The following is a 20,761-nucleotide window of genomic DNA, read 5'->3' as shown; positions in this document are numbered from 1 at the left end:
TCTAATTCGCAAGGTAACAATGATAATTTAGAGTGGTGGTGGTAGCTAGTCAACCATTGAAGTGACAATGTAGACTAAAGTTGCACTTGTATTATTATTTGCTCTTGAAGCCGCGAAAATACTGGCTAATGTATGTGGTTGATATAGCGATTTATCAGCTAAATTATTGATTTAGACTAAAGTTTAATACCCGAAAAAATGAAAGCTTGCTAGATTTAATGACAGTTGAAGTTGAATATGGATTTCTGTCTTTATAAATAATAATGATTACTGACTGAAATCTATATTCACACTTTTACTAAAATTATTACAATAAAAGCCTAATAAAAATACACATTAACGTGAAATACGGGCTACAACGTCGCTAGGAGACTATTGTGGAAAATAAAGAAACTTATTGGTCGGAAAATCTTCGCCTAATCTTTATATGTCTTGCAATCTGGTTTGCAGTTTCATTTGGTTTAGGCTTACTACTGGTAGAGCCGCTTAATGAAATTCGTCTAGGTGGGTACAAACTTGGTTTTTGGTTTGCACAGCAAGGTTCTATTTACTCATTTCTTGCCTTAATTTTTTGGTATGGCGTGAAAATGAATAAGCTTGATAAAAAATATCAGGCGGAGGGTTAAGCATGGAAGAGTTAAAACTATATACATATATTGCTGTATTTGGCACATTTGCCTTATATTTTGCTATCGCTTGGTGGGCGCGTGCAGGTTCAACTAGTGATTTCTACGTAGCGGGCGGCGGTATTACCCCTATGCAAAATGGTATGGCGATTGGTGCCGATTGGATGAGTGCTGCGTCATTTATTTCAATGGCAGGTATGATTGCTTTTATGGGCTATGGTGGTTCAGTTTTCTTAATGGGTTGGACAGGTGGTTATGTATTACTAGCCATGTTACTAGCCCCTTATATGCGTAAGCATGGAAAATTCACTGTACCTGAATTCATCTTCGATCGATATTATTCTAAAACTGCACGTATTGTTGCGGTAATTTGTTTGATTATTGCTTCATTGACTTACATCATTGGTCAAATGAAAGGTGTGGGTGTAGCTTTCTCTCGCTTCTTAGAGGTAGATTATGGCTTAGGTTTAGGCATCGGCATGGCTGTTGTTTGGGTGTATGCAGTACTTGGTGGTATGAAAGGTATTACTTATACGCAAATCGCACAATATGTAGTAATGATTTTTGCTTACACGATTCCTGCCGTATTTATTTCACTACAACTGACAGGCAATCCTATTCCACAATTAGGCTTAGGTAGTACATTAGCTGATGGTAGCGGTGTTTATTTACTAGATAAGCTAGACATGGTAGTAACTGATTTAGGCTTTAAAGAATATACAACAAGTAGCCTAGGCAGCACCTTAAATATGTTCGCTTATACTATGTCTCTTATGATCGGTACAGCAGGTCTTCCTCATGTAATTATGCGCTTCTTTACTGTTCCTTCAGTACAAGCAGCTCGTTCTTCTGCAGGTTACGCATTAGTTTTCATCGGTTTACTTTATACTGTAGCGCCAGCTGTTGGTGCAATGGCTCGCTTAAACTTAATGAATACTATTGAACCTACAGCAGGTGAAAATCTTGTTTATGATGAGCGCCCTCAATGGTTTAAAGATTGGGAACAAACTGGTTTATTGAAATTTGAAGATAAAAATGGCGATGGCAAAATTCAATACTCTGCTGATAAAGTAACAAATGAAATGGTTACTGTTGATAATGACATCATGGTACTTGCTAACCCTGCAATCGCTAATTTACCAAATTGGGTAATTGCTTTAGTAGCCGCTGGTGGTCTGGCAGCTGCACTTTCAACCGCAGCCGGCTTGTTACTTGCTATATCATCCTCAATCTCTCATGATTTAATGAAAGGTGTACTAACCCCTGACTTATCGGAGAAAAATGAGTTACTAGCGGGGCGTGTTGTAATGACTATTGCGATACTGGTTTCAGGTTACCTTGGTTTACATCCGCCGGGATTTGCCGCGGGTACTGTTGCCTTAGCCTTTGGTTTAGCAGCATCAAGTATCTTCCCTGCATTAATGATGGGTATATTCTCTAAGAGAATGAGTGGTACAGCAGCTGTTTCAGGTATGATTGCAGGTATCGGTGTAACTATGCTATATGTATTCCAACATAAAGGTATTATGTTTATTCCAGGTACTGATTTCTTAGGTGATATGGGTCCTAATTGGTTCTTTGGTATCTCGCCTAACGCTTTTGGTGCGGTTGGTGCTTTAGTTAACTTTGCAGTGGCTTTTGTTTTACTTAAAGTTACAGGTCCAGCTCCAGCTCATATTCAAGCAATGGTAGAGAATATGCGTATACCAGGCGATGTTAGTGCAGCACACGTTCACTAAAATTCATAACTCGACATTTGATAATTGAATGTCGAGTTATGTTTGAATAAATAAAAGGCTAGACGACAATTTTTTACAGAGTCGTCTAGCCTTTTCTGTTAAATTAACCACCTTGTTAAATTAGAAGAATTAATTAAGAAGAATTAAATATGAATAGACACCTTAAAGTTGCTTTTATGGTTGCCCCTTTTCTTTGTATCTTAGGTTATATTGGTGCTGATTATTACAATGAGAGTAAGGCGGCTTCAAATAAAATAATTCAGCTAGTACCAGAAGGTCATTGTGATGTAATTAATCATAATTGCGTCTTACAGTCAGGCGAATTCAAGGTCAATATTTCGGATGAAAACGGAGTAACTGAAGTTAACTCTACCTTTCCCTTAGATAGTGCTACACTCTTTTTAGTGGATAGCTCCGATAAAATCACAACTTATCTTCTGGGTATGAAAGAAAGCCCTTATTATTGGAAAAATAAAACAGCGTTGAGAAGCCTTACAAGTAATAAAGGTGATAGCTATAAACTACGTTTAATTGCTAAAATTAAAGGTGGGCAGTACATCGCAGAGTTTTATACTCAAACAGTAAAATAAGCCTATATTTTATTGCTGCTTTATAGAACTATTATTGAGTGTAACCAGGTTCTCATTTATATTTTGATTACTTGGTCTCTTAATCCAGCTAATTTGAATAATAACTTATTTTGAGTTTGATAAGAGATTCCTTCATCTTCCATCGCTTGTATAAGCAGCTCTACAACGTGATTAAAGTCTCTTTCGGTAATGTTCATATCTGTGTAGATAGCAACCATAGTATCGCCGTTGTATTGGCTGGGGCCATATTTGTGTGTTTACGATAGGATCTAAAAGCGACTATTGATTACCGGATTAGGCACAGGTGAATTATCTTGACCAACAACTTTTATCACTGTTAGGTATTAATAAACAAGCCAGTTTATGTGAATATTATAAATTGACTTGTTTACCTTTTATTTTAAATCACTTTTAGATATGACTTTATGATTTCAGCACCATTGTCTGCTTGAATTGGTTTAAAAATAAAACCAGAAACACCCTGTTGTTCACACTGCTTAACTAACGCTTGGTCAGTGACAGACGATAGCATTACCACAGGTACGCTATAGCCCTTTTCACGAATGATTTTTAATGCTTCATCACCATTCATTTCGCCCATAACAACATCCATAAACATAAAGTCGGGCACTTCATTTTCTACCATAGCTAATGCACTAGTACCATCGTCAGCTTCAATAATATTTTCGTAACCCAAGCTATTTAGGAAACGTCTTAATGCTTTGCGAATCATCGCACTATCATCAACTAATAATATCTTATTATCTGTTGGTAGCGGGGTAGTGTGCGGATTAGCAATACCTGTACTTTCTTCGCGCGTAGTGCTGCCTGTTTGAAAGCTAACTTCACGTATTAATAGGTTAAAATAATAACGACCAACACCTTCAACGGTAATAGGTACAGTGACAATCTCTTTAACGCCTTCTAAATATTTCTCCATATCATCAAAGTTATGAAGAAAGTAAGGGCTTGAAAAATTAAATTCTAAATTATGACGACTCAATAAATCAGTCGAGCGGCCAACAATAGTATTACCCCATTCAGCTAATGCGTTACTAAGTTCTTCATTTATTTCAGTAAAATCATATTTTTCATTAAACATGGTTTCACAGACTGAATTGCCTATAGCAACAGCGGTTTCAGGGTAATGATGCATCATAATTACGCCATTAATACAGCCACTCACTTCAGAACAAACGGCATATCCTTTAAATTTAAAGTCTTCTACTTTATCCATGAAAGCATCGGCAGAAGATCCTGACAGGTGCGCCATTGCCTTCAAGCTCGCAATAGATTCATTGATAAAAGGGTGTAAAGCTACCTTGTAAATAGTTTCTACGGGCATAAATGAAATCCAATTGTTTTGTTATATGAACATACGGTTACAGTTAAACTACTAGAACTAATGTACCTTTGCAATATGTTCAGTACATGACGTTAACTAATGATTAAATGTTAAAGAGTAAATTTTGTTGTAGGGGAAGGTGTTGCCATTGCTGTTTGGCTAGGTGGGCAAACTGTACAAGATCAGAATTATCATATGCTCGCGCATACCAAAGACCATTAATAAAGTAACAAAATTGCAGGTAGTTTTTTAATAGCGTTTGATTAATTTCATATTCAGTGTGCTTTTGGTAAAGTTCAATAAGTAGGGGTAATTTATCTTCATTAATATTATTCACTGCGACTAACATGGCTAGATCATATTCAGCAGGCGCGAGGCATACACATTCATAATCTACTAAATATGCTTTATTTTCTAACGACATGACAATATTGCTGAAATTAATATCGCCATGGCAACAAACGAGATTGCTGCTTGTGCTATTAACTGTATTCTTAGTAACGTTAAGTGAGGTGATGACGGATTCACTGTAATGTTGTAAGTCTTTCTTTTGTTGTGTTGAAAGCCGCTGTGGTGCAAATACTTGTTTACCTAAGAGATAATTAACAACGTTTTCTGGTACTAACTTGTTTATCTCGACTTTAAATTGATGGCATTGCACCATTAACTTAATTGCCAGCCTTATTTTTTCGTCAATACTTTGTTGTTCTAAAGATAAGTTATCTCCAGTAATAAACTCTGTAATGAGCCAATGTTCGTCGTGGTAAATTACGCTTGGGCTTATGTTATTCGAAGCAGCGTATATACTGACAATGGGCTCGTCAGTAGTAGTGACTTGTTTAGCAAAAAAGCACTTTTTATCAGCAAATACTTGATAGCACTGGCTACTTAATCCTGCTGTAATTGGCACGATAGTATCGACAGTATTAAAACAGACTAATGTACTTAGTGGTGGTAACATAAGAATTTAACTATTTACTCTGTGCTTTATTGCTATGCGATTGCCAGAATATAGACTTCGCCATTTGAAATATCCCCAAGTAGCAATAAATGTATAAAGGATAAATAAAACAGCGGTTGGTGTTAAATCTTTTTCAACATATAAATAAATTGACGCTGCATCAATAACTATCCAGTAAAGCCAATTTTCGAGTACTTTTTGAGCGACCAAGTAGGTAGCAAATACGGCAAATACTGTCGTAAAAGTATCAAGATAAGGGAAGTCGGCAGGGGTATAGTTTGCCATAATATACCCTAAAGCTAAGGCAATAAGCGTTAATACTAAGCAAGCTTTCACATGAAAGCTAAGCTGCCAGGAAACAATACCTAAAGGTGTTGAGCTATCTTCGTTCTTTGTTGGTGTACGTTGTTGCCAAGCCCAATAACCATAAACAGCCATAATCAAATAATAGATACTTAAAGCGCTGTCCATTAGTAGTAATACATCATAGAAAACGTAAGTATAGATCGCAGTGCTGATTAAAGCGGCAGGCCAACACCATATTGAGCCTGAAGCAGCTAAGAGAACATAAGCAAGCGCTAGTAGCATTGCTACTAGCTCAAGCCAAGGTAAACTTTCAGCATAAGTAATAAAGCTGGTAAGCATTTCAGACATTAACTTTCTGCTTCTGGCTGCGCATGATGACCACTGATAAATTTACACACAAAAACGGCTGCACCAGTAGTGCTATGAACTCGTTTGATTTCAGCCATTACTTTATTCATTGCTAAATCATACTCACCAAAGACTTGAGTACTCATGCCATTGGTAACAACATCTAAATCTTCTGTATCACGAAGGCGTCTGATAAAAGCCCAAATCTCGCTTTTATATTGGTCTTCTGCCAATGGATATAAACTTAATTCGATAGAAATATTCATAAAAATCCTATAATTATAAATGGTTGTTCATATTTAACCTGAGCTTGGTTTACTTAAGCGGCATCGCTAGTTATTAGAATTGGTAATCTAATGTTATACCAAAGACTAAAGGCTCAGATAGTTGTGTATATTGTTTGCCTTTATACCCATCTCTTGGATCATTACCAAAATAGAAACCACGATTAGTATAGTTTTCATCAGCTAAATTACGTGCCCAAACTTTAACTTGGTAGTCATCTTGTAAATAAGTGATAGAAGCATTAACTAACTCAACTGATTTAGATCTTTCATTATGGCTATCAGAGTAATAAAACCCATCTTTACCATCAAGAGAAATATTAACTAACCAATATTCACTTGGGTTAAGGTTGATGCCAAGGTTAAATTGGTAATTTGGTGCATGAGCTTGTTGACGACCATCTAAAGACACGCCGTCGGCATTAATGAAATCATTAAATTCGGTATCAAGTAAGCCTAGCGCACCATAAAGTTCAAACAGTTCGTTAATTTTCCAATTTGCTTCGACCTCAACACCTATATTTGACCCCGTAGCTGCATTGCCAAGATATGAAATAAATTCAGAGCTGGCATCTTCACGAACTATGGTTTGTGAACTTTTAACTTGAACATCGGTTCTGTCCATATAAAAAACAGCAGTACGAATAAAAGCTGAATTATCGAGTAAGGAAAGCTTGTAACCTAATTCATAATTGATTAAATATTCCGGATCAAAGGTTCGTAAGTCATCAGGCAAGCTACCATCGGTATTTGCACCACCTGCTTTATAACCCCTATTGATTGAACCATACCAAAAAGCATCATCATTTTGTTGGTAGCTAAGTACTAACTTACCCCCAATCATAGTATCGTCAGGACTGTCATTAAAACCATCTGAGTTAAAGTAATCAGCAGTACGCTGTTCGATTCTAATACCTGATGTTAGTTGCCATTGTTCGCTTAATTGAGTATCAAGTTGACCATAAATAGCAATAGATTGGCTGTCAAATGTTGACGTGTAGTCATTTGATAGGTAAGTATATTGACGTTTTAAATCTTCATCGTCTTGTTTGAAATAGAGACCAGCAACCCAAGAGGTTGTGCCATTGAATAATTCACTTTCTTTGTTTGATAATGCTCTTAATTCAATTGTTTGGGTCGACTTATCACGAAAGTAATAATCGGTAGAAGAATATTCATAATAAGCATAATCTTGATTATCAATATTTTCAGGTGCTGAAATACCAACATAAGCCCAGTCTTCATCAAAGCCATAGGCTAAATCAGAGTCAGCATGGCTTAATAAGGTAACCAAGGTAAAATTGTCAAAACCTTCATAGGTAAACTTCGCAGCTAAAGCGCTAGTTTCTTGCTGATCAAAGCCGGGTTGGTCAGATAATGTTTGACGATTATTATCTAATGAAAAAGCATCAAAACCATTGTCAAAATCAAAGTAAAACGCCGATAAATCAACGGTTAATTCATTGTTCACTTGAATAGATAACTTACCTCTAAGGCTTAACTCATCTCTATTGTTGGTGTCATCTTTACCTAGGTAAGTATTTTCAATAAAACCGTCACTTTGATATTTATTTACCGCTAAACGATAATTAACCGCGTCTGAGGCAGGGCCTGAAAGTGCAACACCTAGGCCATAGCTATGATAATTTCCTACATCTAGTTTTATACTACCTTCAAATTCGTCTGTAGGCGCATTAGTTGTAATATTCAACATGCCAGCGAGCGCATTTGCACCGAAGCGAGTACCTTGAGGGCCACGAAATACTTCTACTTGTTGAACATCAAAAAGGGTGGCAATACTGCCAATGCCAGTAAAATCTATGCCGTCAATAATCATACCCACAGATGGATTAATAGGCTCATTGTACTGGCTACGTTCACCAATGCCTCGAATTTGATAATAACGCGCACGTTGAGAGCCACTAGCGAAGTTAACGTTGGGGATAACAGCGACTAATTCTTCAAGATTTTGAGCATTACGCTGTTGTATTTCTAGATCAGTTAATACTGATAATGCGCTAGGAGTTTTTAATAAGTTTTGTTGCCTAAAATCACTAGTAACGGTAATAGTTTCTAAGGCTGTTTTTTCTTCTTGGGCGTTAACTTGCAAACTCACTAATGGCGCTGAAAGTAAGAAAGAAGCAATTGCTAAAGTAAGCGGAGATTTGGTAAAATTCATAAAGATCTCATAAGTATTAAATCAAGTTATACTATGGGATCCGGCACTGGGAGGTTGTCTAAGGTAGACTGTGATGCGATCACTAACCATTCCTACGCCGGTTATATTAATCGCTAAAGTTATTTTAGTGACTAATTCCCGTCCAGGTTCAAAGGGTTTGTTGAAATCATCAACATCTCAGCAGTTATTTATTTTATTACTTTCAAAAGTAAATAAATAAAACCGCACTCCTTGGTTCGGGGCGAAGTCTAGCAAGATTTTTATAACAATGCTTAGCTATTTAATAAAAGAATGACATAACATTTGAATCATTTAGCTAAAGGTCGTATTTATTCAGATGTTACTTTGTCGGTATATTGATAAAGTGTCGTATTCAAATCGCTTAGAATTATTTCTATCATCAATATCAGAGAAGCGCAATGTTCCCCAATTGGCAATTAGTTAGTATTAGTTTAATTTACATTGGCTTACTCTTTATCATTGCTTTTTTAGGTGATAAATACCGTAATCAATTGGCGAAAAAAGGACAAAGTATAATTTATGCACTTACACTTGGTGTTTATTGTACGTCATGGAGCTTCTTAGGTACTGCAGGGCAAGCGTCAACTAACTTTTTATCACACATACCTATTTATCTTGGTCCCACTATACTTTTTGTTTTTGCTTGGCCATTTATACAACGTATTATTCGTATTAGTTTAAAATTAAATTTAACATCCATTGCTGATTTACTGGCTTCTCGCTTCGGTAAATCACATAACCTAGCTATTATTGTTACTATCGTTTCCTTTGTTGGAACCATGCCATATATTGCGCTTCAGTTAAAAGCTATGGTGTATACCTTTCAGCAACTACAAGTAGATCAAAGCCTAAGTAGTTGGCATATTGGTTTGGTTATCAGTATTGTCTTGTCTATTTTTACGATTTTATTTGGTATTCGAAATATTGATGTAACTGAGCGTCACCCTGGAGTGATGCTGGCGATTGCTTTTGAATCATTAGTCAAAATTATTGCCTTTTTAGCCGTAAGTTTATTTGTATGTTTTTCATTATTTGATTCACCACTTGATATTTGGCAACAGTCTAATGCAACAGTGAAAATGGAGCAGCAGTTAAACGCAGGTAATATTAGCTCAATGCTGGCAATGTTGGTGATTGTTATGGCTGCATTTCTTTCGTTGCCAAGGCAGTTTCAAGTGATGGTAGTAGAACTAAGATCTAACAAAGATACTTGGTTAGGCCGACGCGTATTTCCGCTATACCTTTTGATTTTTGCTTTTTTTGCAGCTCCTTTAGGACTTGCAGGTCAGTTATTATTAGGCGATACAGTTTCTTCTGATATGTATGTATTGTTCTTACCTAGTATCGGCGATCAAACCTGGTTAACACTCTTTACCTTTCTAGGTGCAGTTTCAGCGGCTAGCTCTATGGTAATTATTTCTGCGATCGCATTAAGCACTATGCTTAGTAATGAAATCGTTTTCCCTTTGCTTTACCGCAGACAAAAAGTTGCTCAAACTAATTACGATAATTTCAGGAAACGTTTACTTAACATCCGTAAATTACTGATCTTATTTGTCATCATGTCTGGGTATGGTGTGTTTAGTCTGGCGTCAACTGATACATTATCTTCATCAGGTGAAGTAGCTTTTGGGGCTTTTGCACAGCTTACACCAGCGTTAGTTGTTGCTTTTTATTGGCGACGAGCGAGCTTGGTTGGGGTTTATGCAGGTATTTTAGTTGGCTTTATATTGTGGTTAACCTTAAACTTTTTACCTCAATTTGGTTTATATCCAACACCTTTTGCTGAAGGGCTTTTATCATCTAAAACAACCGCTACACTCTTTAGTTTAGCGGCAAATATTATTGTAATGTGGGCATTGTCACAAATCAGCCGTCAAAGTGTGCAAGAACGTGTTCAGGCTTCTTTATTTTTAGAGTGGCAATCACCTACGTTATTAAGAGTAGAAAAGAAACGACAATTAGATGTGAGTGAGCTAGAACTGCTTGCTTCGCGCTTTGTTGGTGAAAGCAAAGCTAAATCAAGCTTTAGCTTGTTTCAATCTTCACATAATAAAAAGCAACTAGGTAACGCTAAATATAATCAGCTATTACTGCAACAAACTGAAAATACATTAGCTTTAGTAATGGGAGCATCTTCAGCACGATTAGTATTATCTTCAGCTCTTGATGGTCGCGATATTGCTTTGGATGAAATAGCGGTACTGGTAGAGGATGCTTCTAGTCAAAAACAAGAGTTTTCTCAAAATTTACTGCAAAGTGCGATAGAAAATGCCAGTGAAGGTATTTCTATTGTTGATGAAGAATTAAAGCTAGTTGCGTGGAACAAAAAATATTTAGATTTGTTCGACTATCCTACTGAGCTTGTCAAAATAGGAAGCCCTATTGAAGCGCTGATTCGTCACAATGTTAAACGTGGCTTATGTGGTGCAGGAGATATTGATAACCAAGTTTTTAGACGGTTAGAATATTTACGTAAAGGTAGTCCACATAGCTCTGAAAGGCAACAAGCCAACGGTCAAACTATTCTTATTGAGGGTAACCCATTACCTGGTGGTGGTTTTGTTATGCTGTTCTCTGATATCACTGCGTACCGCCAAGCCGAACAAGTATTAAAAGAAGCTAACCTAGATCTAGAAACGCGCGTTTATGAACGTACATTAACGTTAGCAAAAACTAATGAAGCGCTCGCAAAAGCCCATGAAAAAGCTGAACAAGCGCATATCAAAAAGAGTCAGTATTTAAAAGCGTGTAGTCATGATCTTATGCAACCATTAGAAGCCGCGCGCTTATTTACTTCGGCATTAACTGAGCAAAAAGACTTAACCTTTGAGCAACAAAGGCAGGTTGATAATATTGATAAATCGCTAAGAGCGGCTAATGATTTATTGGCAGATTTAGCTGAAATTGCTCGATTAGAAAGTGGCAATATTAAACCTCATATTGAAGTGTTTTCTTTGAATGAATTGTTTGATGACTTAGAGCAAGAGTTTGCTGCTTTAGCTATTGAGCAAAAGGTTGAATTTAGGCTGGTGGCAACGAAAACATGGGTAAAGTCGGATAAACACTTACTTAGACGTATTATTCAAAACCTTGTCGGAAATGCCTTTAGGTATGCTAGTCCTGGAAAGGTGTTGTTAGGTGCGAGAATATTAGAGAAGGAAGTGGTGATTCAAGTGCTTGATAATGGACCGGGCATTCCATTAGAAAAACAAGTATTGGTATTTGAACAGTTTACGCAATTAGATACACCAACAAGTCAATCAGCTCGAGGATTAGGGCTAGGTCTGAATATCACACAATCTTTGGTGCAGTTATTAGGTCATTCATTAAGTTTACAATCAAGAGAAATGCAAGGTTGTAAATTTTCAATTTCAGTAGAGCGTTCGAGTCAATTAATCGCAAAACCGCAGTTAGTTACACCAATAAAGAATATGGGTTTAAAAGGCATCACCGTATTGTGTATAGATAATGATCCAGACGTTTTAAGTGGTATGGTTGAGTTATTGTCTGCATGGCAATGTAATATCCTTGCTGCTGACTCGAGGGAGACTGCATTAACAGAGTTTGCGAATCATCAAAGTGATATTGATATTTTGTTGGTTGATTATCAGTTAGGTTACCATGAGGGGCTACCTGTAGGTGAGCAAGCGGATGGTTTAACGTTAATTGCTGATATGCGACGTGACTGTAATCACTATATTCCAGCAATATTGATTACTGCGACAACAGAGGTTGGTATTGAAAGTAAAGCAAAAAGTGCTGATGTAGGCTTTATGAGGAAACTAGTAAAACCTGCTGCGCTAAGAGCGTTAATTAGTGCCAAATTGGCGCAGAAGTTACAAGTTGATTACGGTGACTAAATTGCAGCTCAAACTACTATTTATTTAAGATTGATCGAAGCCTTTTTCAACTAAATTTAGTTGAGAAATTGCGATAACTGCTTGTGTTCTATTGCGTACATCGAGTTTACGAAATATGGCTGTAGCATGCGCTTTTATCGTTGCTTCAGAAACATTAAGATCATAAGCAATTTGTTTATTAAGCAAGCCTTGAGCAAACATCATTAAAATACGATATTGCTGTTGAGTTAAGCTGGCAACTCGTTCAGCGATATCTGTTGTTTCGTTACTTCCAGAGTTAGCTTGAAATGAGGCAGGCAACCAAATATCACCAGATAAAACGGTCATAATGGCGGTAAAAATATCATTAACCGGTGTTGATTTTGGAATAAACCCTGCTGCGCCATAACCCATTGCTTTACCAATGGTATTTTGATCTTCATGGGCGGAGACTACAACAACAGGAATTTGAGGGAAATGATTTCTAACGTGAATTAAGGTACTAAAACCGTGAGCACCAGGGATATTTAAATCTAATAGCAATAAATCACTTTCGTTATTATTTTGTAGCTGTTGTTCAAGCTCAGCGATGGTTTCTGCTTCAAGCCAAATTGTTTGGCTTAACTTATTTCGTAAGGTTCCCAATAACGCCTGTCTAAATAAAGGGTGATCATCAGCAATTATTATTTTTTGTGGCTGAATCATAGAAAATGTCCTATTTTAATTATTCTCCTATTCTAACGGAAAAATGACTAATGACCAATGTTACTTTTAACCTAATACAGGTGTGATTCAAATCAGGCCTGTATTAGGCCGATAGCTAGTTAATATCTCAACACTATAGTTATCGTTAGTTTTGGGCAAAATGAGTAGGTACAAGTCGTTATTTGTAATTACTTAACTGTATAAGCCGCATTATTTTTTTGGTGCTTTTGCTAATACAGCAGTCAAAAGCTGCCAATATTGTGCAACCGTAGCAATTTCAATTTTCTCATCAGGTGAATGAGGAAATTTAATCGTTGGCCCAATTGAAACCATGTCCCAATGTGGATAAGCATCTTTAAATAAGCCGCATTCCAAACCAGCATGGATAACCATTACTGCAGGTATCTTGTTAAACAACTCTTGATACGTGTTGCTTACTGTTTTCATAATGGCTGAATCAGGATTTGGCTTCCAGCCAGGATATGCGCCGCTAAATTTAATACTCGCATTAGCTAATTCAAACACTGATTGTACAGTACGTTGTGTTTCTAAACGGCCATCATCATGTAAACTGCGAATGAGTACTAGGGCTGTAAAGTTTTTACCTCGTGTACGGACAACACCTAAATTTAATGAAGTTTCAACAATACCTTCAATGTCATCACTCATTCGAATAACGCCATTAGGACATGCATTTAACGCACGTAAAATTTGATGTTGTGTTGCGCTACTCCAACATTGTTCAAATTCTTCTGGTGAAATAAGCAACATGTCAATATCTGTTTCAATGACGCTTAAGTTACCTTGAATTGTTGCTAAATATTGAGCTAGTTGCTCTTTTAATGCGGGTACGTCTGTTGTTGGTATAACAAAGCTTGTGTTCGCTTCACGCGGAATAGCGTTACGTAAACTGCCACCATTTATTTCTGTTAAACGTAGCTCGAATTTATTACTTGCTTCAAGTAAAAAGCGTACTAAGAGTTTATTTGCATTTGCTCTACCGGTATCTATATCAACGCCGGAATGCCCGCCTTTTAAACCAGAGATAGATAAGTTAAATGCTTGATAATTTTCTGGTACGTCATCAAACTCTAATTTAAAGGTTGCTGTACCATCAATACCACCAGCACAGCCCATATAGACTTCACCCTCTTGCTCAGAGTCAGTATTAATTAATATATCGCCATCTAACCAACCAGATTCAAGGCCAAAAGCACCAGACATACCTGCTTCTTCATCAATGGTGACTAAAACTTCAAGTGGGCCATGGGCAATATCATCGCTAGCTAAAATAGCTAAAGCCGATGCTAAGCCTACGCCATTATCAGCGCCTAATGTAGTTCCTTGGGCAGTAACCCAATCACCACTTTCAATAACATAAGGTCTGATCGGATCGGTTAAAAAATCATGCACAGTATCATTGTTTTTCTGTGGCACCATATCCATGTGGGCCTGTAGAATTATGCCTTGGCGATCTTCCATGCCTTTCGTGGCTGGTTTTTTAATAAAAAGATTTCCCACGGCATCTTCTTTAATGGATAAGTTTAGCTCTGCTGCCCAACTTTGAATCCAAGCCGATATCTGTTGTTCATGCTTTGATGGGTGAGGGATACTGCAAATTTTTTCGAATAATTGCCATAAACTTTCTGGTTTAAGGTGTGATAATGTAGACATGTTTTTCCTTATTTGCTTGCCATTAAAAACTGCCATTGCTCATTGAAGTTGCTGCTAGGTTTTTTATCAAAGCCAGATCGTACATACTGACTGATTTTTCCTTCAGCAAAAGCCACTAAAATGTTAGCAAGTGCTTGTTCATTAATGGTAAATGTTTTACCTTCGCGTAATTTTCTTTCACGCAATATTTGTTTAAATTGTGATTCAAGTTTTTCAAAAAATTGGTGAACTCGAACGCGTAAACGTTCATTTTCACCCATAAGTGCGTCGCCTGATAATATGCGACACATGCCTGGATTTCGCTCAGCAAAAACTAATAGAACATGAAGTACATGATGACAGCGTACTAATGTTTCTTTGTGATCAGTTAAAATTAAATTGATCCTAGAAAAAACAGACTCTTCAATAAAATCAATTAACCCTTCAAACATACGTGCTTTTGATGGAAAGTGTCGATATAAAGCCGCTTCTGATACACCTACTTCTGCCGCAAGTTTCGCGGTAGTAATACGTTGACCAGGGCTTGATTGTAACATCAGCGCTAAACACTCTAATATTTGTTGTTTCCGACTAATCTTTTCTGGGATTTTAGGGCTAGCTGGCATAGTAAGAAGGTTCTCTATTATTTATTGTTTTTGTTAGGTGTTTTTTGTTAGATATTGTTGTTTAGTTTTTTTTTGCTAAATAATGCTGATTAATTAAAGAGACTAATCTTTGTGCCACTATTTGTTTGTTGGCTAGTGGAATATCTGTTTTATCAATAGCACTATATACGGTTAAAGCATTATCATTACTATTAAAGCCTTGACCTGATTTTGCCACATCGTTAGCGGCTATTAAGTCTAAATTTTTTCGTATTAGTTTACCACGAGCATACTGCTCTATATTTTGTGTTTCAGCAGCAAAACCAACCATAAATGGCTTGTTATCTAAACTAGCCACATCAGCAACAATGTCGTGATTTTTCACGAGTTCAAGTTGCATAGCATCATTACTTTTTTTGATTTTCTGTGTTGCTATCTGTGCAACTCGGTAATCAGCGACTGCGGCACAAGCAACAAATATTGTGCTTTTAGGTGCAAACTTTAATGCTTGTTCATGCATTTCTTCAGCGCTATTTACGTTAATTAATTGGCTTCCAACAGGCGCTTTAATGTTAACGGGTCCGGAAATCAAAGTAACTGTAGCACCTGCACGTAAGGCGGCTTGAGCAATTGCATAACCCATTTTTCCTGAACTGTGGTTAGATATATAGCGTACCGGATCTATCGCTTCTCGAGTTGGACCGGCAGTAATCACCCAGTGTTGTCCTTGTAAGTATTTATCCGTACAAAAGTCGCTAGCAAGGGTGACTAATTCATCAACATCCAACATACGGCCTAAACCAACGTCACCACAGGCTTGTTCGCCACTACCAGGTCCCCAAATTTGTACGTTACGCTCGCTAAGGGTTTTTATATTGGCTTGCGTCGGTAATGCGTGCCACATTTGTTGATTCATCGCTGGGGCAATCGCGATAGGGGCACTGGTTGCTAAACAAATGGTGGTAAGTAAATCATTTGCCATGCCAGCAGTCATTCGCGCAATAATGTCGGCAGTTGCTGGGGCTATGATGATTAAATCAGCCCATTTCGCTAACTCTATGTGCCCCATGGCTAATTCGGCTGCCGTGTCTAGTAAACTGTCTGCAACGGCATTGCCTGAAACAGCTTGTAAAGTCAGTGGCGTTATAAATGCTTTTGCGCCTTCGGTCATTACAACACGAATATCAGCACCTTGCTCTTTTAAGCGACGGACTAATTCTGGGATTTTATAAGCGGCAATCCCTCCACTGATACCGAGAACAATTTTTTTGTCCTGTAGAATTTGCATAATCTGCTAATCTTAAACTGATAAATAATATTATTAATACGATAGCATTTATTCGTACTATTTGAAAAATAATCATTAACAAAACAGCAAGGAAGCCGACTATGTGTAAATCAGACAAAGTAACATCCTATGAACCAAACGATCGAACCTTAAAAAATTGGCCAAGTGCCGAACGACCAAGAGAAAAACTATTGGCACTTGGTGCGGCGAGTTTAAGTGATGCAGAATTGCTCGCTATCTTTTTAAGAACAGGCGTTAAAGGGTGCAATGTTGTTGATTTATCGAGAAACCTTTTAGCTAATTTTGGTAGTTTAGCGAATGTTTTTCGTGCAAATAAAAAAGAATTTTGCCACCACCATGGTTTAGGCAATGCTAAATATGTACAACTTCAAGCGTGTTTAGAAATGTCGAAACGATATTTAGCAGAAAAATTGGTACAACAAGGTAGTGCTCTAAGTTCTTCACAAGTAACGAAAGATTACCTAGCAAGTGAACTGAGGAATGAAACAAGAGAAGTATTTGCGGTACTCTTTCTGGATAATCAACATCAAGTATTGAAATTTGAACGACTCTTTCTCGGTACCATTAATGCAGCGGCGGTCTATCCTAGAGTTGTCGTGGAACAAGCATTAGCCCATCAGGCAGCAGCTGTTATTTTATGTCACAATCATCCTTCCGGTATTGCTGAAGCAAGTGTCGCAGATAAGCAAATAACACAAAAGCTCGAGCAAGCACTGCAACTGATTGATGTGAAAGTGTTAGATCATATGATTATTGCTGGGAATCAATGCTATTCATTCGCAGAGCACGGTGAAATAATGTAGCCTTATTAAGCTGTCGGTAACATTATTTATTTTGATAAACAGTTCCACAACGTAATTTTTCAGCGTAATATTTACGATACCGGTGAAGTTGGATAACGTTTATAGCAGTTAACTGACTTTAAAAATAATAGTAGAGTAAATTAAAGTGTCATTTATTGCTGATGGATTATTAAGCAAAAATAGAATACTTACATTCAAAAAATTTGAATGAGATGCTAATTAACATGATTTATTTTACTAAAATTATCATTAAAAATAGTTTTAATGATACATATACACAAAAATCGAGTGTTTTTTAATTATTGTTTGTATTATAGTCTATTGATTAATAAGAATTAAAAATGTAAATCGGTCTTTTTTAGAGCTTTTTATTTTTAGTACTAGTATTAATTATTCAGTTTCTCTATAATATGCCACCTTTTTCAGGATCCCGAGGCGACGGTCTTGGGGAAAATATAGCTCGAGCTGAAATTAATTTTGGAGTGACTCAAATGTCTAAAGTTTGCCAAGTAACAGGCAAGAAACCAGTCGTAGGGAACAACCGTTCTCACGCAAGAAACGCGACTCGTCGTCGTTTTTTACCAAACCTTCAATCTCACCGTTTTTGGGTAGAGAGTGAAAATCGTTTCGTTAAATTACGTTTAACTCCGAAAGGAATGCGTATTATCGATAAGAAAGGTATTGATGCAGTATTAACTGATATCCGTGCCCGTGGCGAAAAAGTTTAAAAACTTTTCTAGGAGAATATTATGCGTGATAAAATTCGTTTAGTTTCTAGTGCCGGTACAGGTCATTTTTATACTACTGATAAGAATAAAAAGACTATGCCAGAGAAAATGGAAATCAAAAAATTTGATCCAAAAGCTCGTAAGCACGTAATGTATAAAGAAGCTAAAATTAAGTAATTAATTTTTACTTTGTTTAAATAAAAAACCCAGTTTTACTGGGTTTTTTTATGCGCGTTATTTAAGGAATAATGACCTTTGCTTGGTCGAAACTTTCATCCGCTTAATTCCCCTTCGGCTATAAAAAATTATCTTGATGTTCTTTTATGTCGATTATTTCAGTATGATGTAAACCATCTTCATTTTACCAATGCATGAATAATGAAACTTTCTAAAACAGCATGGAATAATGTCATTATATTTTCAGTAATGATTATTATTTTAATCATTAATATCTCTAATAATCGACTATTTCCTGAGCCAGATACTAATGATGAATTAATATTACCTGAGCATAGTGTGGTATTAACACTTTCTATGGCTTTTCCCAATAACACATCTATCGTATTTGATCGTATTGCTAGGGCTTGGAAGACGACTAACCAAGGTGTTTTAGTTGATTTAACTAATCAACAAATTGATCAAATGATGCTTGCGTGGCAGCAGGGTAGCGGTTTAGTTCAAGCTGCAGAGATTATTATTGAGGGGCAGGAAAGTGTTGAGGTCAGCATTGGTATAGCAGGGATTGAAAAGGAACAGTTATTCACGTTATACACTTTAGCAGATCAGCTGTTAGTGTATAATCAACAGAATAAAATATGGTTAGCGTTACCTGCCACCATGAAGCATCAACTTATACCTCTATTGTGAGATAACCTAAGTACCATGAGAATATATGCCTGAATTACCCGAAGTAGAAGTGTGTCGCTTAGGAATAAGCCCTCACGTTATAAATAATGAAGTGTCTAAGGTAATTGTACGTAATGCGAAACTACGTTGGCCTATTCCTGATGATTTGCACAAACTCATGGGGCAAAGTGTTAAAAGTGTTGACCGACGCGCTAAGTATTTATTACTGCGTTTTGATACGGGAAGTCTACTTTTACATTTAGGAATGTCTGGCACGCTTCGTGTTATTGATAAAGATGTACCTGTCGCTAAGCACGATCACTTTGAACTGGTATTTGTGAATGGTGTTGTATTACGTTTAAATGACCCTAGACGATTTGGCGCAGTTCTATGGTTTGATGATCATCATGATTCTCAGGGGTTATTAAGCAAGCTAGGTCCAGAGCCACTGACTGATGATTTTGGTCACGATTATTTGTTTAATAAAGCTAAAAACAGAAAGGTACCAATTAAAACCTTTTTAATGAATAATCATATTGTCGTCGGGGTAGGTAATATTTATGCTAATGAAGCGTTGTTTTTATCCGGTATTTTACCTACAGCGCTAGCAGGAAGTATTAGTAATAAACGTTTTAATCGGTTAACTGATATTATAAAGCAAGTGCTTGCTGCGGCTATTGAGCAAGGTGGAACCACGCTTAAAGACTTTACTCAAGCCGATGGCCGTCCTGGATATTTTGCTCAATCATTATTTGTTTACGGTCGAGCAGGGCAAGATTGCTTAACTTGTGAAGAAACGTTGTTAGAAGTTAGGCAGTCAAATAGAAGTTCGGTATATTGCCCTAATTGTCAGCACGATTAGACTTAAGCAGTTAGTACGCTTTGCTGCTTGATGACTTAGTTTTGAGCAGCCAATGGTCTATCATTTTTGGCATAGCCAAGTTTACAATAGTTTGTTTATCTTAATATTTTTAAAAATAGGACTTATTAAGAGATTCTTTTAAACTTGGTTATACACTGACGACAATTAAGCGCGTCATCAATAAGGTATGTGATTGTAATAATGAGTAAATCAATTCTTTTTCATCGTATTATTCCACATAAAACCAGTAAAACATGGGTTGTTTTTGTCCATGGTGCCGGCGGAAGTTCGGCAATTTGGTTTCGTCAGCTCAGAGCTTATCAGAAAGATTATAACGTTCTTCTACTTGATCTTCGTGGTCATGGAAAATCTAGTCATTTAGTACAAGCTTTTGTCGATAGTAATTACTCTTTTAATAAAGTATCTGAAGATATTATTGATGTATTAGATCATAACAATATCCCTTGTGCACATTTTGTTGGTATTTCATTAGGTACAATTATTATTCGTAATATTGCAGAAATCGCACCTGAATATGTCTCAAGTATGGTGTTAGGGGGGGCTATTACTCGCTTTAATACCCGTAGTAATACATTAGTTTACTTAGGAAACATCTTTAAGCATTGTTTGCCGTATATGTGGTTGTATCGTTTGTTTGCGTTTATTATGATGCCAAAAAAACGTCATAAAGAATCTCGCCTCTTATTTGTGCGCGAAGCTAAGCGATTGTGTCAAAAAGAGTTTATTCGATGGTTTAAGCTAGCTATGGATGTAAATCCTTTGATGCGTTACTTTAAAGAAAAAGAGATCGATATTCCTATTCTTTATATTATGGGGAAGGAAGACCATATGTTTTTAGGACCTGTCAAAGAGATGGTAAAGCGTCATAAAAACAGTTTGCTACATACTATCCAGCAATGTGGCCATGTTTGTAATGTGGAGCAGCCCGATAGCTTTAATCAACACTCATTAGCTTTTATTGCCAAACAAGGTTGTTAGTAAACCAATT

At 36.8% G+C, this 20,761-nt stretch carries 21 protein-coding genes; 11 read left to right on the top strand and 10 right to left on the bottom strand.

The window, feature by feature from the left end; genetic code table 11:
• Positions 1–377 precede the first annotated feature (377 nt).
• The 3 genes from GQS55_RS19025 to GQS55_RS19015 all read left to right on the top strand — a co-directional run bounded on the left by GQS55_RS19025 (position 378) and on the right by GQS55_RS19015 (position 2,955).
• Complete coding sequence (locus GQS55_RS19025) at positions 378–626, top strand: DUF4212 domain-containing protein (RefSeq protein WP_159822165.1); 249 nt, start codon at positions 378–380, stop codon at positions 624–626.
• Positions 627–628: 2 nt separating this feature from the next.
• The gene (locus GQS55_RS19020; protein WP_159822163.1) at positions 629–2,365 is read left to right on the top strand and encodes a sodium:solute symporter family protein; all 1,737 of its coding nucleotides are present in this window, start codon (positions 629–631) and stop codon (positions 2,363–2,365) included.
• 149 nt (positions 2,366–2,514) lie between these two features.
• Positions 2,515–2,955 (top strand): hypothetical protein, encoded by a 441-nt coding sequence (locus GQS55_RS19015; protein WP_159822161.1) that lies wholly within the window; start codon positions 2,515–2,517, stop codon positions 2,953–2,955.
• A 56-nt stretch (positions 2,956–3,011) separates the two neighbouring features.
• On the opposite strand, the gene GQS55_RS19010 is transcribed toward GQS55_RS19015, so the two are convergent.
• From GQS55_RS19010 to GQS55_RS18985, 6 genes are all read right to left on the bottom strand, one after another.
• A complete protein-coding gene (locus tag GQS55_RS19010; RefSeq protein ID WP_159822159.1) occupies positions 3,012–3,173 on the bottom strand; it encodes a hypothetical protein in 162 nt (53 codons plus the stop codon).
• Positions 3,174–3,355: 182 nt separating this feature from the next.
• The gene (locus tag GQS55_RS19005) at positions 3,356–4,300 is read right to left on the bottom strand and encodes a response regulator (RefSeq protein ID WP_159822157.1); all 945 of its coding nucleotides are present in this window, start codon (positions 4,298–4,300) and stop codon (positions 3,356–3,358) included.
• Between the two features lie 103 nt (positions 4,301–4,403).
• The gene (locus GQS55_RS19000; protein WP_159822155.1) at positions 4,404–5,261 is read right to left on the bottom strand and encodes a phosphotransferase; all 858 of its coding nucleotides are present in this window, start codon (positions 5,259–5,261) and stop codon (positions 4,404–4,406) included.
• Between the two features lie 6 nt (positions 5,262–5,267).
• Positions 5,268–5,915 (bottom strand): nicotinamide riboside transporter PnuC, encoded by a 648-nt coding sequence (gene pnuC, locus GQS55_RS18995; RefSeq protein WP_159822153.1) that lies wholly within the window; start codon positions 5,913–5,915, stop codon positions 5,268–5,270.
• The gene (locus GQS55_RS18990; protein WP_159822151.1) at positions 5,915–6,181 is read right to left on the bottom strand and encodes a hypothetical protein; all 267 of its coding nucleotides are present in this window, start codon (positions 6,179–6,181) and stop codon (positions 5,915–5,917) included. The genes pnuC and GQS55_RS18990 overlap by 1 nt, the downstream gene beginning before the upstream one ends.
• A 73-nt stretch (positions 6,182–6,254) precedes the next feature.
• Positions 6,255–8,378 (bottom strand): TonB-dependent receptor, encoded by a 2,124-nt coding sequence (locus GQS55_RS18985; RefSeq protein ID WP_159822149.1) that lies wholly within the window; start codon positions 8,376–8,378, stop codon positions 6,255–6,257.
• Positions 8,379–8,451: 73 nt separating this feature from the next.
• On the opposite strand from GQS55_RS18985, the gene GQS55_RS20350 reads away from it, so the two are divergent.
• On the top strand, positions 8,452–8,598 hold the full coding sequence (locus tag GQS55_RS20350; RefSeq protein ID WP_442872166.1) for a hypothetical protein: 147 nt from the start codon (positions 8,452–8,454) through the stop codon (positions 8,596–8,598).
• Positions 8,599–8,797: 199 nt separating this feature from the next.
• The gene (locus GQS55_RS18980) at positions 8,798–12,262 is read left to right on the top strand and encodes a hybrid sensor histidine kinase/response regulator (RefSeq protein ID WP_159822147.1); all 3,465 of its coding nucleotides are present in this window, start codon (positions 8,798–8,800) and stop codon (positions 12,260–12,262) included.
• Between the two features lie 24 nt (positions 12,263–12,286).
• Here the strand turns inward: GQS55_RS18980 and GQS55_RS18975 are convergent, their stop codons facing one another.
• The 4 genes from GQS55_RS18975 to coaBC all read right to left on the bottom strand — a co-directional run bounded on the left by GQS55_RS18975 (position 12,287) and on the right by coaBC (position 16,492).
• Positions 12,287–12,946 carry a response regulator transcription factor gene (locus GQS55_RS18975; protein ID WP_159822145.1) on the bottom strand — a complete coding sequence of 220 codons (660 nt, stop codon included), beginning with the start codon at positions 12,944–12,946 and terminating at the stop codon, positions 12,287–12,289.
• A 210-nt stretch (positions 12,947–13,156) separates the two neighbouring features.
• On the bottom strand, positions 13,157–14,620 hold the full coding sequence (locus GQS55_RS18970; protein ID WP_159822143.1) for an aminoacyl-histidine dipeptidase: 1,464 nt from the start codon (positions 14,618–14,620) through the stop codon (positions 13,157–13,159).
• 8 nt (positions 14,621–14,628) lie between these two features.
• Positions 14,629–15,225 carry a nucleoid occlusion factor SlmA gene (gene slmA / locus GQS55_RS18965; protein ID WP_159822141.1) on the bottom strand — a complete coding sequence of 199 codons (597 nt, stop codon included), beginning with the start codon at positions 15,223–15,225 and terminating at the stop codon, positions 14,629–14,631.
• A 61-nt stretch (positions 15,226–15,286) separates the two neighbouring features.
• Positions 15,287–16,492 (bottom strand): bifunctional phosphopantothenoylcysteine decarboxylase/phosphopantothenate--cysteine ligase CoaBC, encoded by a 1,206-nt coding sequence (gene coaBC, locus GQS55_RS18960; RefSeq protein ID WP_159822138.1) that lies wholly within the window; start codon positions 16,490–16,492, stop codon positions 15,287–15,289.
• Between the two features lie 101 nt (positions 16,493–16,593).
• Between coaBC and radC the strand changes: the two genes are divergently transcribed.
• From radC to GQS55_RS18930, 6 genes are all read left to right on the top strand, one after another.
• Positions 16,594–17,316 (top strand): RadC family protein, encoded by a 723-nt coding sequence (radC, locus tag GQS55_RS18955; protein WP_159822136.1) that lies wholly within the window; start codon positions 16,594–16,596, stop codon positions 17,314–17,316.
• A 491-nt stretch (positions 17,317–17,807) separates the two neighbouring features.
• Positions 17,808–18,044, top strand: coding sequence for a 50S ribosomal protein L28 (gene rpmB / locus GQS55_RS18950; RefSeq protein WP_159822134.1), 237 nt, complete (start codon positions 17,808–17,810; stop codon positions 18,042–18,044).
• A gap of 21 nt (positions 18,045–18,065) precedes the next feature.
• Positions 18,066–18,221, top strand: coding sequence for a 50S ribosomal protein L33 (gene rpmG, locus GQS55_RS18945; protein ID WP_044834320.1), 156 nt, complete (start codon positions 18,066–18,068; stop codon positions 18,219–18,221).
• Positions 18,222–18,422: 201 nt separating this feature from the next.
• Positions 18,423–18,911 carry a hypothetical protein gene (locus tag GQS55_RS18940; RefSeq protein ID WP_236559700.1) on the top strand — a complete coding sequence of 163 codons (489 nt, stop codon included), beginning with the start codon at positions 18,423–18,425 and terminating at the stop codon, positions 18,909–18,911.
• 25 nt (positions 18,912–18,936) lie between these two features.
• Positions 18,937–19,752 carry a bifunctional DNA-formamidopyrimidine glycosylase/DNA-(apurinic or apyrimidinic site) lyase gene (gene mutM / locus GQS55_RS18935; RefSeq protein ID WP_159822131.1) on the top strand — a complete coding sequence of 272 codons (816 nt, stop codon included), beginning with the start codon at positions 18,937–18,939 and terminating at the stop codon, positions 19,750–19,752.
• 201 nt (positions 19,753–19,953) lie between these two features.
• A complete protein-coding gene (locus tag GQS55_RS18930; protein WP_159822129.1) occupies positions 19,954–20,751 on the top strand; it encodes an alpha/beta fold hydrolase in 798 nt (265 codons plus the stop codon).
• Positions 20,752–20,761 lie beyond the last annotated feature (10 nt).

It is taken from the genome of Colwellia sp. 20A7 (assembly GCF_009832865.1).
Taxonomy (GTDB): domain Bacteria; phylum Pseudomonadota; class Gammaproteobacteria; order Enterobacterales; family Alteromonadaceae; genus Colwellia.
This window is presented reverse-complemented; position numbering and strand designations above follow the sequence as displayed.